Annotated in this window: 12 protein-coding genes; 10 read left to right on the forward strand and 2 right to left on the reverse strand. The window is 51.1% G+C overall.

Annotation, left to right across the window (positions count from 1 at the left end):
- Positions 1 to 74: 74 nt before the first annotated feature.
- Entirely contained in the window at positions 75 to 266 is a 192-nt protein-coding gene (locus tag ACJY2G_RS09760; protein ID WP_013576041.1) for a hypothetical protein, read from the reverse strand.
- Between the two features lie 436 nt (positions 267 to 702).
- Between ACJY2G_RS09760 and ACJY2G_RS09765 the strand changes: the two genes are divergently transcribed.
- From ACJY2G_RS09765 to ACJY2G_RS09780, 4 genes are all read left to right on the forward strand, one after another.
- On the forward strand, positions 703 to 1,989 hold the full coding sequence (locus tag ACJY2G_RS09765) for an HlyD family secretion protein (protein ID WP_430319794.1): 1,287 nt from the start codon (positions 703 to 705) through the stop codon (positions 1,987 to 1,989).
- Positions 1,976 to 4,075 carry a peptidase domain-containing ABC transporter gene (locus tag ACJY2G_RS09770; protein ID WP_430319793.1) on the forward strand — a complete coding sequence of 700 codons (2,100 nt, stop codon included), beginning with the start codon at positions 1,976 to 1,978 and terminating at the stop codon, positions 4,073 to 4,075. The genes ACJY2G_RS09765 and ACJY2G_RS09770 overlap by 14 nt, the downstream gene beginning before the upstream one ends.
- A 216-nt stretch (positions 4,076 to 4,291) precedes the next feature.
- Positions 4,292 to 5,266 (forward strand): porphobilinogen synthase, encoded by a 975-nt coding sequence (gene hemB, locus ACJY2G_RS09775; protein ID WP_112290678.1) that lies wholly within the window; start codon positions 4,292 to 4,294, stop codon positions 5,264 to 5,266.
- A gap of 402 nt (positions 5,267 to 5,668) precedes the next feature.
- Positions 5,669 to 7,486 (forward strand): methyl-accepting chemotaxis protein, encoded by a 1,818-nt coding sequence (locus tag ACJY2G_RS09780; RefSeq protein ID WP_439291680.1) that lies wholly within the window; start codon positions 5,669 to 5,671, stop codon positions 7,484 to 7,486.
- A 126-nt stretch (positions 7,487 to 7,612) separates the two neighbouring features.
- On the opposite strand, the gene ACJY2G_RS09785 is transcribed toward ACJY2G_RS09780, so the two are convergent.
- The gene (locus tag ACJY2G_RS09785) at positions 7,613 to 7,828 is read right to left on the reverse strand and encodes a YgdI/YgdR family lipoprotein (protein ID WP_112290675.1); all 216 of its coding nucleotides are present in this window, start codon (positions 7,826 to 7,828) and stop codon (positions 7,613 to 7,615) included.
- 455 nt (positions 7,829 to 8,283) lie between these two features.
- Between ACJY2G_RS09785 and ACJY2G_RS09790 the strand changes: the two genes are divergently transcribed.
- From ACJY2G_RS09790 to opgB, 6 genes are all read left to right on the forward strand, one after another.
- Complete coding sequence (locus tag ACJY2G_RS09790; RefSeq protein ID WP_120161825.1) at positions 8,284 to 9,408, forward strand: branched-chain amino acid ABC transporter substrate-binding protein; 1,125 nt, start codon at positions 8,284 to 8,286, stop codon at positions 9,406 to 9,408.
- An 80-nt stretch (positions 9,409 to 9,488) separates the two neighbouring features.
- Positions 9,489 to 10,403, forward strand: coding sequence for an ABC transporter permease subunit (locus tag ACJY2G_RS09795; protein WP_120161826.1), 915 nt, complete (start codon positions 9,489 to 9,491; stop codon positions 10,401 to 10,403).
- A gap of 10 nt (positions 10,404 to 10,413) precedes the next feature.
- Positions 10,414 to 11,703, forward strand: coding sequence for a high-affinity branched-chain amino acid ABC transporter permease LivM (livM, locus tag ACJY2G_RS09800; RefSeq protein WP_430319792.1), 1,290 nt, complete (start codon positions 10,414 to 10,416; stop codon positions 11,701 to 11,703).
- Positions 11,700 to 12,593, forward strand: a complete 894-nt coding sequence (locus ACJY2G_RS09805) for an ABC transporter ATP-binding protein (RefSeq protein WP_120161828.1) — start codon at positions 11,700 to 11,702, stop codon at positions 12,591 to 12,593. Before livM ends, ACJY2G_RS09805 begins: the two co-directional genes overlap by 4 nt.
- The gene (locus ACJY2G_RS09810) at positions 12,590 to 13,306 is read left to right on the forward strand and encodes an ABC transporter ATP-binding protein (protein WP_439291681.1); all 717 of its coding nucleotides are present in this window, start codon (positions 12,590 to 12,592) and stop codon (positions 13,304 to 13,306) included. The genes ACJY2G_RS09805 and ACJY2G_RS09810 overlap by 4 nt, the downstream gene beginning before the upstream one ends.
- 416 nt (positions 13,307 to 13,722) lie before the next feature.
- Entirely contained in the window at positions 13,723 to 16,035 is a 2,313-nt protein-coding gene (opgB, locus tag ACJY2G_RS09815) for a phosphatidylglycerol--membrane-oligosaccharide glycerophosphotransferase (RefSeq protein WP_439291682.1), read from the forward strand.
- The last annotated feature ends 239 nt before the right edge of the window (positions 16,036 to 16,274 follow it).

The following is a 16,274-nucleotide window of genomic DNA, read 5'->3' on the forward strand; positions in this document are numbered from 1 at the left end:
TGAGCAGGGGCTTGTATTACTCTGACTGAGTTGCTTATAAAACCACTTTCTTTAAAGCGAAAGCTATTTATAAACTAGGTTGTCAGATAGTTCTGTGCTTTAGCAAGACCATCGGAAATTTGTGAATACGCTTTGTTCACCGCATTACTGGTGTCACTTACCGCGTCCTGACCAAAGTTTGATAGGCGATCGGCAACTTTATTCACATCTTCCGACCAACCTGCACCATTAACCATTTCAATATCATGTTCTGTTAATTGTTTCATCTTAGGCCTTCCTTTTAATCTGTTAAAGCAAGTCCCCTAAAAAACCGGGGGCGATGAAAACATTGAGTAATGCTATGGAGATAATTTCTACGCAATGTCTTCACAGGGATTAAGCCTAGAGCACTGGCGGCGGAATTTGACTAGGAATAATCTCCTATGTGAAATATTATGCATAACTCATTGTTTTTAAATTAAATTAAGAGTTAATAAAATCTGATTTATTAATTTCACGTATAAAAAATAATCGCTTACTCAGGCGGGGGGTTATTTATGCGTCAGATCTGCGTCAAAAGGTAAATTAATATGACGGAGTAACAGTCGCTATGCGGAAATACCTGCCTGCGATGTTTCAGAGTAATCGCGGTGGCAGGAGGTTTTATGGCTGCTATCTTTCAAAGATTCTGTTTTTACAGCCAGTTTTTCCGGAACAAAAAATATGCTCTTTCGTAAAGAGGTCAATGAACATCAGCAAAACCACTGGACGGGTAAGGCGTTATTACTCGCCGGCTGGCCCATATGGATTGTGACGTCACTGACCGCTGTTTTTATTATTTCTTTACTGATATTCCTAATCTTCACCAATTACACCCGGCGTATTAATGTCAGCGGTGAAATTATCACCCAGCCACACAGTATTAATTTGTTCAGCCCGGAACAGGGCGTGATCACCAAACTGTACGTGGATACCGGCAAACCGGTCAAAAAAGGCCAGCCGCTGTATGAAATTGACGTCAGCCGTGTGACGCAGGCGGGTAACGTCAGCACTACCACGCTTGCCGCCATCAAAAAACAACGAGAGCAAATTGATTCGATCGTTGCTCAGCTTAAGCACAATAAGCAGGAGACGCTGCAAAACCTGCAACAGCAGTTAGAGCAATATGAGAAAGCGCATCAGGTTTCGCAAAGCATGGTGGCTTCCGCTCAGGAAGGGCTGGATGCCATGAAGAAAAGTATGCAGAACTACGGCGCTTATCAGAAGAAAGGTCTCATCAATACCGACCAGCTGAACAATCAGCGTTACCTGTTTTATCAGCAGCAGACGTCGTTTCAGAGTCTGAACACTCAGGCGATTCAGGAAGCGCTGCAAATCACCAATCTGCGCAGCGAACTGGTGACCCGCGCCGCCGAGTTTGATAATCAGATTTCGCAATACGGCTACCAGCGTAACGACCTCGAGCGTCAGCTGGCACAGGCGGATGCCAAAGGTTCCTTGCTGATCACCGCACCGACCTCCGGAAAAATTTCCTCGCTGAGCGTCACGCCCGGACAGATGGTCAACGCCGGAGACAGTCTGGCGCAACTGGTGCCTGCCAGTAATTCCCCGTTCTTCCTTGTTGCCTGGCTGCCTAACGAAAGCGTGCCTTACGTGAAAGCCGGTGAGCACATTAATATTCGCTACGAAGCCTATCCGTTTGAAAAATATGGCCAGTTCCCCGGCAAGGTGGAATCGATTTCCTCTGCACCCGTTTCTGAACAGGAGCTGAATTCCTACGCCAGCGCGCCGCGAACGGCCAACGGCACGGTCAGCGGGCCGTATTACAAAGTGATTGTTTCACTGGATAAAAAAACGATGGACTGGCACGGCGAGACGCTGAATTTATCCAGCGGTATGAAAGCTGAATCAACATTATTCCTGGAGAAAAGGCCGCTGTATCAGTGGATGTTGTCTCCGTATTACAGCATGAAGAAAAGCGTGGTGGGGCCAATTAATGAATCTCGATAACGTACGGGAGCTGGCTGACCGCCTGCACTTTAGCTGGCGCCACCGGGTGCCGCAGATTATTCAAACCGAAGCTGCCGAATGCGGGCTGGCCAGTCTGGCGATGGTCTTTGGCTATCACGGTAAACACGTCGATTTACAAAGTCTGCGCCAGCATTACGGCATTTCCTCGCGCGGTGCGACGCTGCGCACGCTGATGGATATCGCCGCAGCGAATGAGATGAAATCCCGCGCCCTCAAGCTGGATATTGATGAGCTGAACGCGCTGAAAACGCCGTGCATTTTGCACTGGGATCTCAACCATTTCGTGGTACTGGTCGGCGTTAAGCAGGGCAAAGTGATTATTCACGATCCGGCTTTCGGGCGTCGCTCGCTGGGTATGCGCGAAGTCTCAGAGCATTTCACCGGCGTGGCGCTCGAGCTGTGGCCGGATAATGGTTTTACCTCTGAAAAGCCGCGTGTGCGGCTCAATCTGCGCAAAATGATGGGCAATGTCAGCGGGCTGATCCCGGCGCTGACCAAAATCTTCTGCCTGTCGCTGATGATCGAATCGGTGAATCTGCTGCTGCCGGTGGGGATGCAACTGGTGATGGACCACGTGATCCCGGCGAAAGACCCCGATTTACTGACCCTGATTTGCCTCGGTTTGCTGTTCTTCATTATTTTCCGTACCGGCGTCAGTATGCTGCGCGCCTGGACGTCGCTGGTGATGAGTACGCTGATTGACGTGCAGTGGAAAGCGCGTCTGTTTGATCATCTGATGAAACTGCCGCTCGATTACTTTGAGAAACGCAAACTCGGTGACATCCAGTCGCGGTTTACCTCGCTTGATACACTGCGTACCACGCTGACCACCAACGTCGTCAACAGTATTATCGACGGCATTATGTCGGTCGGATTGATCGTGATGATGGTGCTGTACGGCGGTTGGCTGATCTGGGTCATCCTTGGTTTTACAGCGATTTACGTGGTGTTCCGTCTGACCACATACAACGCCTATCGTCAGGTTTCGGAGGAACAAATCGTCAAAGGTGCCCGTGCCGGTTCGCACTTTATGGAAACGCTGTACGGCATCAGCACGCTGAAAGCGCTGGGTTTGTCGAAAGCACGCGCCAATTTCTGGCTGAATCTGAACATTGATAACGCCAATGCCACAGTGCGTAAAACCAAGTTTGAAATGATGTTTACCGGCGGTAACACACTGATTGCCACACTCGATCAGGTGGCGCTGCTGTGGCTCGGCGCGACGCAGGTCATCGACGGCCATATGACGCTCGGGATGTTCGTGGCGTTCAATACCTATCGCGGGCAGTTTTCCGAACGTGCGGCCAATCTGCTGAATATGGTGTTGCAACTGCGGATGCTTTCCCTGCACCGCGACCGTATCGCGGATATCGCGCTGACGGACACCGAAAAATCGCTGCCGGAGCGTGAATTGCTGCGGGCGGGCGAAGCGGCGTCGCTGGATGTCCGGGGGCTGGTTTTTCAGTACGACAGCCTTTCAGCACCGCTGATTAACGGCCTGAATCTCTCGGTGGCGGCAGGGGAAAGCGTGGCAATCACCGGACCTTCAGGGCAGGGCAAAACCACGCTGATGAAAATCATGACCGGTTTGCTGACGCCAACTGAAGGCCGCATTCTGATCAACGGCATGGATATCACCACCGCCGGGCTGAACAATTACCGCAGCTGCATCGCCTGTGTGTTACAGGATGATACGTTGTTCGCCGGTTCCATCGGCGAGAACATCGCCAGCTTTGATGAACAGAAAGACGAAGCGCGGATTATCGACTGCGCCCGCCGTTGTAATATTCACGACGACATCGAACGTATGCCGATGGGTTACGAAACGCTGATCAGCGAACTGGGCGGCAGTTTGTCCGGCGGGCAGAAACAGCGGTTGCTGATTGCGCGTGCGCTGTACCGCCGTCCGGCAATTCTGTTCCTCGATGAGGCCACAAGCCATCTGGATCTGGACAACGAAATGCGCATCAATCAGGCGATCAGCGAACTGGATATAACGCGGATATTCATCGCCCACCGTCCGTCTACGATTGCCTCAGCAGATCGCGAGATCAAGCTCGGTTAAATCCTTCCTTCAGGCGATCCCTGTTCCGGGATCGTCTTTCCAAAAATGCGGCCTCTGTTACATCTCCTCACGGAAAGTTCATCATTTGTTTAAAAGTTATTATAAAATGCTGCCTCCATCGTCTGACGGCGCTGCCATGCCTCCTGCCGTCTGAACTGTCTGCACTCCTGTTTCTTAAAAAATTTCAGTGCAACAGACTAATTTTTAGGAGTTTTCATGTCGAATCAGTTCCCGAGCTCACGCCTTCGCCGCCTGAGACAGTCCGAATCCCTGCGCACTCTTTTTCAGGAAACTGAATTTAGCGTCAACGATCTGGTACTGCCGATTTTCGTAGAAGAAGAGACCTCTGAATACGTACCGATCGAAGCTATGCCCGGCGTGCTGCGCATTCCCGAATCCCGCCTGGCGTTTGAAATCGAACGTTATGCCCGCGCCGGTATCCGCTCGGTCATGACTTTTGGTATTTCGCATCATATGGATGCCACTGGCAGCGACACCTGGAACGAAAACGGTCTGGTCGCGCGTATGGCACGTATCTGTAAAGACACCGTGCCTGAAATGATCGTCATGTCCGACACCTGTTTCTGTGAATACACCTCGCACGGCCATTGCGGCGTGCTGCATGACCACGGTGTGGACAACGACGCGACGCTGATTAACCTCGGCAAACAGGCCGTAGTTGCCGCTGCCGCAGGTGCAGATTTCATTGCGCCATCCGCTGCACAGGACGGTCAGGTACAGGCCATTCGCAGCGCGCTGGACGAAGCCGGTTTCATCGACACCTCGATCATGGCGTATTCCACCAAGTTTGCGTCTTCAATGTACGGGCCATTCCGTGAAGCGGGCGGCAGCGTACTGAAAGGCAACCGCAAGCAATATCAGATGAACCCGATGAACCGCCGCGAAGCCGTGCGCGAATCACTGATGGATGAGCACGAAGGCGCCGATGCACTGATGGTGAAACCGGCTGGCGCGTATCTGGATGTGATCCGCGATATCCGTGAAGCCTCCCGTCTGCCACTGGCGGCGTATCAGGTCAGCGGCGAATACGCGATGATCAAGTTCGCGGCACAAGCCGGTGCCATTGATGAGCGCGCCGTGGTGCGTGAAAGCCTGGGCGCGATCAAACGTGCGGGTGCAGATATTATCCTGACCTATTTCGCCATGGATATTGCTGAAAACGGGCTGTAATCCCCCTCATCCTTCAAAGCACCTTGCTGCGACTCAAATGATTTTGGGTTTGAGAACGGTGTTCAAAGCATAAGAAACCGGGCCTTCGCCCGGTTTTTCTTTATGTCCACGCTGCTGAACCTGATGTTGCGCGCTATATGCGCAGACCACATCTTCATTATTTAATAACAGCAGCACATTAAAATAATACTTTCTTAAAGTGAATCACTTCACCATTAATACGCAAGGTTTAAGCAAATAAGTTTTCATACAAAGAATAAGGTTTTATTGCTGTTAAATTACCGACTTATGTAACTTAAGAAAATGAGTTTTTCATTAATTAATTTTTATAGCCTGCCGATACTCCATGTGCTTCACATACAACTGTTTTTATAAAAATAATGGAGAGCCATAAAAATGTTTATGAAATATTTTGAAAATCTAAAAGTCGGGAAAAAATTAGCATTTGGTTTCGGACTTATCTTATTGCTAAGTATTGCGGTTGCTTTATGCGGTATTAAAAATCTGAATGATATTTCCATCCGGGCAGACAAAATAAGCCAGCTAAAAGTAATAACTGACCAGTTTGCTATGGCAAAAGCGGAAAGACTGGAATACGTGAAAACGCATGATGAAAAATACATCGCGATGAATGAGATGAACTTGCAGCAGGTTGATAAGAAAATTGAAAGTCTCAGATCGCTTCAATGGGACACAGAGCACCTGAAGATGCTTAATGAAATGTCAGAAGTCATGAAGGCGTATCGTGATAAACGTGCTCAAACTGTCCGTGAGACACAGCAACGTGATCTTGTTGTGAGTCGTTTTGTGCTGACCCGTGAAGAATCTACAATCAAAAGCTTGGCGCAGTCCTATGCACAGGATCCGACACGCGCTGTCACTGCGACAGCATTAGCTGATATCGTCCGTCACATCGACGGTGTGGCGACGCGTGTGAAACTTCTCCAGTTTGAGAATACTGATGAGTCACTTAACGCTTTAACAGGCTTTATGATTGAATCGATTCAGCAAATGAATGCCGTCAAATCCCAGCTAAATCCGGCGGATGTCAGCGCGCTTGAAGAAGTTGAGCACTCGGTCTCGGCTAAAAAGGAGAGTGCCAGTGATTACCTGCGTTCCTATTTTGCTGAGCAGGAAGCGACTCAGCTGCTTGCAAAAGCAGGCGGCAAACTGACGACCCTGAGTGACAATATCTTTGAATCGGAACTGAGCGCGGCTCATGACGATATCAGAAAGGCAGTGATATGGATGACTTCACTTTTGGGTGCCGCCGTCTTATTAAGTATTGGCGTTGCGCTGATCATTTCCCGCCAGATTGTGAAGCCTCTGGCTGACACGCTTGAGGTTGCGCGACAGATAGCACGCGGTGATTTAAGAGCTCATCTCAATACCACGCGTCGTGATGAACTGGGCGAACTGATGCAGGCCGTCGATGAGATGAACACCGATCTTCGCCGTATCATCGGTGATATTCGTGCCGGCGTGACGCAGGTGAGCCATGCCTCCGCAGAAATTGCGGCAGGAAATAATGATTTATCCGCACGTACTGAGGAACAGGCTGCTGCGCTTGAAGAAACAGCGGCCAGCATGGAGCAGTTAACGGCAACGGTTAAACAGAACGTGGACAATATTCATCACACCAGCCAACTGGCAGGCAGTACTTCGGAAACGGCGAACAAAGGCGGGCAACTGGTCTCTCATGTGGTGAAAACGATGAATGAAATCACGGCGAGCTCAGCAAAAATTGCTGACATTACAACGGTAATTAACAGCATCGCTTTTCAGACCAATATTCTGGCTCTCAATGCGGCCGTTGAAGCGGCGCGTGCAGGAGAACAGGGGCGGGGATTTGCTGTGGTGGCAAGTGAAGTGAGAAGTCTGGCGCAGCGCAGCGCTCAGGCTGCAAAAGAGATAGAAGGTTTAATTGGTGAATCGGTAGAGCGAATTAATGCAGGGTCAGAGCTGGTAGAACAGGCGGGAACCACCATGCATGACATTGTGACTAAAGTGGCTAACGTTACCGAAATACTTAATGAAATTACTCAGGCATCGGATGAACAGAACAGGGGAATATCTCAGTTAGGGCAAGCCATAGTGGAAATGGACAGCGTGACTCAGCAAAACGCGGCCCTGGTGGAAGAGTCTTCTGCTGCTGCTAATGCGCTGCGGGATCAGGCACAAAATCTGGCTTCGTCTGTTTCGCGTTTTATTACTGAGTAATTTTATCCTCAAAACAGTCGTGTTATTACGGGCCGTTAAGGTACCCATAGCATGACTGTTTTATTCAGCCCGCCGTGTAATTCATCGGTCGGGCTTTCAGATAAATGCAATTGCTGTCCGTCACGCCTACTTCTTCACGATGCCCGCAATATCATTGGTGTTCATCAGGTGATAATCGCCGTTCATGTCGGTGTAGCTGGTCATGCCGGTATCGCGGTCACGCTCAGGTTCGCCGTGGGCGAAAAGCTGATCGCCGGCTTTGGTGTTGATCACATAATCACTGGCACAGCCCGATAATCCCATGGCCAGCACAATTGCCGTCAGGCAGGATAATTTCTTCATTGTTCAGTAGCTTCCCGTTGCAATCATCTGCCCGCATTACAAAACAACCTGCCGAAAGAAGCAAAGAAAAAATATAACCACGGATTATCCCTGGGGAACTTAACGTTACATTTTGGTGCAGGGCGTTCCGGTATCGTTATTTTCCTGTTCTTTTCAGCACCAGTGCGGTGCGATGTGATCCCGTCGTTGTTTCTGCGAGTTCCCCGCAACGCCTGACAGGCGCTATCTATACTCACATAACCGTAACATTCACAGACCTCGGGTAACACTGGCAGATATTTTGCTTAAGTTTCTTACCTTTGATGTTGTCCGCCAGCGGTGGACAAACGGGATCTTCCCTCCATTGGCTTGTGCTTTAAATTTCAGATTTTCAGATTACGACTTTGCGTTGGTGTTTTTGCTGCATGCGTTGCCCATAACCCGTTTGCATAAACTCAGTCCTAAGGATCATGATGATGTCGATGAAATTTATGAAAAGTCCTCTCTCTCTTTTACTGGCAGGTTGTCTGGTCACGGCCTTCTCCGCGCGTGCGGATATTGTGATTGGGGTTGCCGGTCCGTTCACCGGTCCGAATGCCACTTATGGTGATCAGTACTGGCATGGCGCGACTCAGGCCGCCGAAGACATTAATGCCGCAGGCGGGATCAACGGCGAGAAAATCAAACTGGTTCAGGGCGATGATGCCTGCGAGCCAAAACAAGCGGTCGCGGTGGCTAACCGGCTGGTAGATCAGGATAAAGTGCAGGCAGTGGTCGGACATTTCTGTTCATCCTCTACCATGCCTGCGTCTGAGGTGTATAACGACGCCGGGATTATCGCCATCACGCCGGGCTCAACTAACCCGCAGATCACTGAACGCGGCATGAGCGATATGTTCCGTATGTGTGGGCGCGATGACCAGCAGGGTCTGGTAGCCAGCGATTACATCATCGACAAGCTGAAAGCCAAAAAAGTGGTCATCATTCACGACAAAGATACCTACGGACAGGGGCTGGCGGATGCCACCAAAGCAGCGCTTAACAAACGCGGCGTGAAAGAAGTGATGTATGAAGGTCTGTCGCGCGGCGAAAAAGACTTTAATGCGCTGGTTACCAAAATCAGTGCGCAGAAACCAGATGTGGTGTTCTTTGGCGGCTGCCATCCGGAAGCCGGTCCGCTAGTTCGCCAGATGCGTGAGCAGGGCGTTCAGGCGACGTTCTTCTCCGGTGACTGTATCGTCAACGAAGAAATGGTCACCGCTGCCGGCGGTCCGCAATACACCAATGGCATTCTGATGACCTTCGGCAAAGACCCGCGTCTCATCCCGGACGGCAAAGCCGTCATCGATAAATTCCGCGCTAACAAATTCGAGCCGGAAGGTTACACCCTCTATTCCTACGCCTCTGTACAGGCCATTGCCGCCGCCTTCAAAGCCACCGGCGGCAGCGATTCCGCCAAAGCCAGCGCCTGGCTTAAAGCCAACAGTGTCGATACCGTCATGGGCAAAAAAGCCTGGGACAGCAAAGGCGACCTGAAAGTCTCCGATTACGTGGTTTATAAATGGGATGACAAAGGCAAATATCAGGAAGTTAAGGAATAACTCATTTTGATTTGCCAGTTCTAATCTGTGTCAGACCGCGCCCTTAGCCAGGCGCGGTCACAAAAAGAGACTGCGTATTTATGGATTCATTCTTCCTGCAACAACTGTTTAATGGCATTACGCTCGGTGCTGTCTACGGTCTCATCGCCATCGGCTACACCATGGTTTACGGCATCATCGGCATGATCAACTTTGCTCACGGCGAAGTGTATATGATTTCGGCTTACCTCTGCGCTATCGCGCTGGCGCTGCTTTCCTTCTTCGGTCTGCACTCTTTTCCGCTGCTGATCCTCGGCACACTGGTGTTCACCATCGTGGTAACCGGCGTTTACGGCTGGGCGATTGAGCGCATTGCCTATAAACCATTGCGAAATTCCACGCGCCTTGCGCCGCTGATTTCTGCTATCGGCATGTCGCTGATTTTGCAGAACTACGCACAAATCAGTCAGGGACCGCGACAGCAGGGTATCCCTACGATGTTTGATGGCGCGCTGCGGTTTCATATCGGAGACAGCTTTGTCCAGATGACCTACACCAAACTGTTCATTCTGGTGGCGTCTCTTGTCGGCATGTTGGTTTTGTCGTGGATTATCAGCAACACCAAACTCGGTCGAATGTGTCGTGCGGTACAGCAGGACAGAAAAATGGCCTCAATTCTCGGCATCAACACCGACCGCATTATCTCGCTGGTCTTTATGATCGGCGCGGCGATGGCGGGGCTGGCAGGCGTACTGGTCACCATGAACTACGGCACTTTTGATTTCTATGCCGGATTTATCATCGGCATCAAAGCCTTTACCGCAGCGGTACTCGGCGGGATCGGCTCGTTACCGGGCGCGATGCTCGGCGGCCTGATACTGGGTATCGCTGAAGCGCAGTTCTCGGGCATGGTGAATTCCGATTACAAAGACGTGTTCTCTTTTGGATTGCTGGTGGTGATCCTCATTTTCCGCCCTCAGGGCCTGCTGGGCCGTCCGGTCGTGACGAAAGTGTGAGGGAAATAAAATGACGACACAAACTGCTGTGAACCGCGGGTTTTCGCTTAAACGCTGCCTGCTGGATGCCATTTTCGCCGGACTGGTGGCGTTGATTATTTTCGGACCTGTTGTCGGCGTGGTGCTGGACGGCTATAGCTTTAACTTTCATTCCCAGCGGCTGATCTGGATTATCGCCGCTGTCATGCTCGGACGTTTTTTGCTTAGCGCTTTTCTGGAAACCGCAGCCGGACAGAAAATGCGTGCGCGCTTCGAATCCGACAGCGCGGGTGTATACGTTCGTCCGCCGGGTCACAAAAGCAATCTGCGCTGGATATTGCCTCTGCTGATTGTGCTGGCGATTTTCTTTCCGTTTGTCGCCACGAAATACATTCTGACCGTCGCTATTCTGGGGCTGATTTACGTGCTGCTTGGCCTCGGGCTGAATATCGTGGTCGGTCTGGCCGGGCTTTTGGATCTGGGATACGTCGCCTTTTACGCCATCGGCGCCTACGGGCTGGCGCTGGGGTACCAGTATCTCGGCCTCGGATTCTGGTCGATGCTGCCGCTGGCCGCCGTGATGGCCGCGCTGGCGGGCGCGTTGCTGGGCTTTCCGGTGCTGCGTATGCATGGCGATTATCTGGCGATTGTGACGCTCGGCTTCGGCGAAATCATCCGCCTGGTGCTGACTAACTGGTTGTCGTTCACCGGCGGCCCGAATGGTGTTTCCGCGCCACCTCCGACGTTTTTCGGTCTGGAGTTTGGCCGACGGGCGAAAGAGGGCGGCGTGCCGTTCCACGAGTTTTTCCATCTGACTTACAACCCGAATATGAAATTTATTTTCATCTACGCGGTGCTGGTTCTGGTGGTGTTGCTGGTGCTGTTTATCAAACACCGCCTGACCCGCATGCCGATTGGCCGCGCGTGGGAAGCATTGCGCGAAGATGAAATCGCCTGCCGCGCAATGGGTCTTAATCACGTACTGGTTAAACTTTCGGCGTTTACACTTGGCGCTTCTACTGCCGGTATCGCGGGCGTGTTTTTCGCCACCTATCAGGGATTCGTCAACCCGACGTCTTTCACCTTCTTCGAATCTGCACTGATCCTCGCCATTGTGGTGCTGGGCGGGATGGGCTCGACCATCGGCGTGGTGCTTGCGGCATTTGTACTGACCGTCGCGCCGGAACTGCTGCGCAGTTTTGCCGAATATCGCGTGCTGTTGTTCGGGGTGTTAATGGTGGTGATGATGATCTGGAGACCGCGCGGGTTAATCCGCATCAGCCGCAGCGGGTTTGCCGTGCGTAAAGGAGTCACGCCATGAGCGAAGCGTTAGCGGATAACAATATTTTGAGCGTCGAGCATTTACGTATGCATTTTGGCGGCATTAAGGCGCTCAACGATGTCAATCTGGCGGTAAAACGCGGCTCGATTACCGCGCTGATCGGCCCGAACGGCGCAGGGAAAACGACGGTATTTAATTGTCTGACTGGTTTCTATAAAGCGTCTGGCGGCAATATTCTGCTTAATACCCGCCGTCGCACGACCAACGTCATTCAGGTGCTCGGCCAGAAATTCCAGCCGGATGACTGGATAAAACCGGCACAGCTGGGGAAACGGATTTTCTACAAAATGTTTGGCGGAACACATCTGGTGAACCGCGCCGGGCTGGCGCGTACTTTCCAGAATATCCGGTTGTTTCGTGAAATGTCGGTGATTGAAAACTTGCTGGTCGCGCAACACATGCAAACCAACCGCAATCTGATCGCGGGTGTGCTCAATACTCCCGCCTATCGCCGTGCGGAAAATCAGGCGCTGGACCGGGCATTTTACTGGCTGGAAGTCGTCGAACTGGTGGATTGCGCCAACCGGCTGGCGGGCGAGATGTCTTACGGTCAGCAACGGCGTCTGGAAATTGCGCGGGCGATGTGTACCGCGCCGGAGATGATTTGCCTCGATGAACCGGCTGCCGGTCTTAATCCGGTAGAGACGCGAACGCTGAGTAAAATCATCCGTTTTCTGCGCGATCACCACGACATTACCGTCCTGCTGATTGAACACGATATGGGCATGGTGATGGAAATTTCCGACCATATTATCGTGCTCGACCACGGCGATGTAATTGCCGAGGGCTTGCCTCAGGCTATTCAAAATGATGAGAAAGTCATTGCCGCCTATCTCGGTGCTGATGAAGACGACGAGGTCAGTTTATGAGTGACGCGATGCTGGAGTTTCGCGATGTGAATGTGTATTACGGGGCGATTCAGGCGTTGCAGCAGGTTTCGCTGCAGGTGAATCAGGGAGAAACCGTGGCGCTGATTGGCGCGAACGGAGCCGGAAAATCCACCTTGCTGATGTCAATATTTGGTCAGCCGCGCGTGCAGAGCGGACAGATTTTATTTCGTGGCGAAGATATCAGCCGTAAATCGACGCACTTTGTGGCCTCTGCGGGTATTGCGCAGTCGCCGGAAGGGCGGCGGGTTTTTCCGGACATGACAGTCGAGGAAAATCTGCTGATGGGCACCATTCCCATCGGTAATAAATATGCCGCGGAAGATCTGCAAACCATGTTTAACCTCTTTCCGCGTCTCAAAGAGCGGCGAAAGCAACGGGCGATGACCATGTCCGGCGGTGAACAGCAAATGCTGGCGATTGCCCGTGCGCTGATGAGCCGTCCCAAATTGCTGTTGCTCGACGAGCCCAGTCTGGGGCTGGCGCCCATCATCGTAAAACAGATCTTCCAGACCCTGCGCGAACTGGCGCAAAGCGGGATGACTATCTTTCTGGTTGAACAAAATGCGCATCACGCACTGAAGCTTTCTGACCGCGGATACGTCATGGTTAACGGGCAGATCCGCCTCAGCGGTACGGGGGATGAACTTTTGCATAATCAGGAAGTGCGTAAAGCCTATCTGGGAGGAATCTGATTTTTCATTATCAAAGCCCGCAATACCGTGTATCGCGGGCTTTCCCGCCAACTATTTTTCGCATTTTCAATCCCCCTCCACATTTCGCTCATACTAATCGGCTATCATGCAATTCTTACCGAAAAGTGACGGCGCCGTTAAATTTCTGAGTTATCATCCGCAGCCGTCGTCAATAGTTTGTAAAAAGTCAGTTTTTTAGGACAAATCAGTGACCTGACGCAGTGTTAAGGCGTTGACCCTCTCAGGGGCAACAGGCTATATAGCGCTATCCGTTTTTGGCATGACATTTTCCTGTCTCAAGGATGAAGTGAATGACAAATCAGTCATTCGCTCGATGAGTTGAACCGTCGGCGCTGCCCGTAAAACGGCAGAGAAGGGTCGCAGAGTTTATTGTTTTAATCAGACAGGGTGCTGAAATGGCTTCTGAGATAATTTCATTTATTTTATTTCTTTCCTCAATTTTCCTCTACGTCACACGGGCGTCGGCCAGCCGCGTCTGGTTTTCGCTGGTGCTGTTTTTCCTCGGCCTCTACGTCATCCTGAATGTCATTCTGATTGGCAGTAATTACTTCACGGGTGAAGGTATTACGGATGCGGTGTTATATACCGTCACCAGCAGCCTGAAGGGCGCAGGCCTAAATAAATATATCCTGCCATTCATCGGCTTACTGACCGGACTGATTGCTGTTTTCGCATTACTGGCATGGGGACTCAAACAGCGCCGTGCCAAAAACAGCAGCGTCATGTACAGCGTGCTGGCCGTAGTGCTTGCCGTGTTCTCAGTCGGTTCAACTCAGGCATTCCAGAATATTTCCCGCCTGGTGAAAACGCAGATCTCCGGTCATGGCGCCGATTTCGATACTTATTACAAAGTGCCGGAAAAAATCGTTAAAGGCGCGAAAAAACCAAATCTGGTTTACATCTATGGCGAAAGCCTCGAACGGACCTATTTTGACGACAAAGTGTTCCCCGGGCTGACGACTGAATTAAGCCAGCATAAAGCGCAAAGTATTGATTTTACGAATACTAAACAGGTGCCGGGTACCGGTTATACCATCGCCGGCATGGTCGCTTCACAATGTGGTATCCCACTTTTTGCGCCTTTCGATGGCAATGCCTCCAGCGCGCTGGCGACCTTCTATCCGGAAAACGTCTGTATTGGTGATGTGCTGAAAGGCGCGGGATACACTAACTATTTCTATCAGGGCGCAGAACTGGCGTTTGCCGGTAAAGGCACCTTCCTGAAATCTCACGGCTTCGATCATCTTTATGGTTACAACGAACTGCGTCCGACCGTCGCAGACCCGTCTTATAAAAATGACTGGGGCTGGTATGACGATACGTTGCTGGAAGAGGTTTACAAAAAATTCGTGACGCTGAGCAAGGAAGGCAAGCCTTTCTCGCTGTTTACGCTGACCGTCGATACTCACCATCCGGACGGCTTTATTTCGCGCGGTTGTACCCGCAATGAATATAAAGTGAACGGTAAGGCTAATCAGTCATTGAGCGCGGTTTCCTGTAGTCAGGAACTGATTGCGGCCTTTATCGATAAAATTAAAAAATCCGGTTATTACGATAACACCATCATTGTCGTGTCATCCGATCATCTGGCGATGAACAATACCGCGTATAACATTCTCACTAAACAGAACCGTAAAGACCTGTTCTTCGTGATGGACGGACGTCATCCGGCAGCTGGCGATCAGAATGCGGCGAAACGCAGCACGCTGGATAACGGCGCTACCGTGCTCGATATTATGGGCGGTGATAACTTTATCGGCCTCGGGCGCAGCGGTATTTCGGCCACCTCGATGACCGCGCAGTTCCTCAACATTGATGACAAAGTGAATGCCTGGAAACCGGCGGTTATCAAACAGTGGGGCTTCCCGAACAGCATTAAAAATTACGCAGTGAACACTAAAGACAATACCTTCACATTCTCCGGTATGACCATCAAAACGCCGTTTATCCTGAAGGTCACCGGCGACAAAATTGAACCCATGTTTGACGTTTATCTTTCCACGCCGCTGAAAAAACAACTGGCGGGGCTGGCGACCAGTGACAACTTTGTCTGGGTGGATAAATGCTACGAAATGGGGCGCGTCTGGGCACCGGAGTTGTCGCTGAACACCGGTCTGTGCGTGGCGTCCGGTAACCTCGGAGCGAAGCCGTCTATCGTGCAGGTCACCGGTGCTACCTTTAAAGGGAAGGTCGATTTCGCAAAAGACACGTCGGGCAGCAATGCCATTTATCAGCAAACGCTGAAAACCCTGAATATTGATGACGAAGCGACGCGATACCAGTCTCCGGCCATTGCCTTTATGGTGCCGGGCTTACCTGAGCAGGTGAAAGCGATTACCGGTGTTTCGACAGTAGAAAACTGGGGACGCTGGTCGGATGCTAATCTGGCACCTTCGGTGAAAATCGATTACGTCAAACCGCTGCCAACCACATTTGACGTGGTGATCCGCGCACGTGCTTACGGCAATAACATTGATAAACCGGTCTCCGTCCGCGTGGGCGATCAGGAACAGTTTGTCACCTTCGGCGATCAGGACGGCATCGTGAAAGTGCAGTTTACTAATCCTGAAGCGGCGCAGAGTATAGTCATCACGCCACCGGCACCGACCGAGCCCACCGAAGGCACCAGCGGCGGCTTCCAGCCACGTAAACTGGGCATCGGGATGGTGTCTCTGGAAGTTAAACCGGTAGAAGAGCCGCAATCTTAAAACGCGCTTGTGATACCTTTCTGCTGAACATGAAAACCCGCCTCGGCGGGTTTTTTATTGCCAATATTCAGTCCTTGCGTCTAAAGCTTTTTTATCGATTTACTATCCCATTTTAGTTATTCATTTTCAGAATAACTATCGCTAAAACAATATTATAAAGAAATAAGCCGATGGGTATACTCGCCAAATTCCTGCACTGAAACACAGCCGTGTGCAGGCCTCTCATCACACTTTTGGGG

This window comes from Rahnella sp. ATs2, assembly GCF_051851855.1.
GTDB lineage: Bacteria > Pseudomonadota > Gammaproteobacteria > Enterobacterales > Enterobacteriaceae > Rahnella > Rahnella variigena.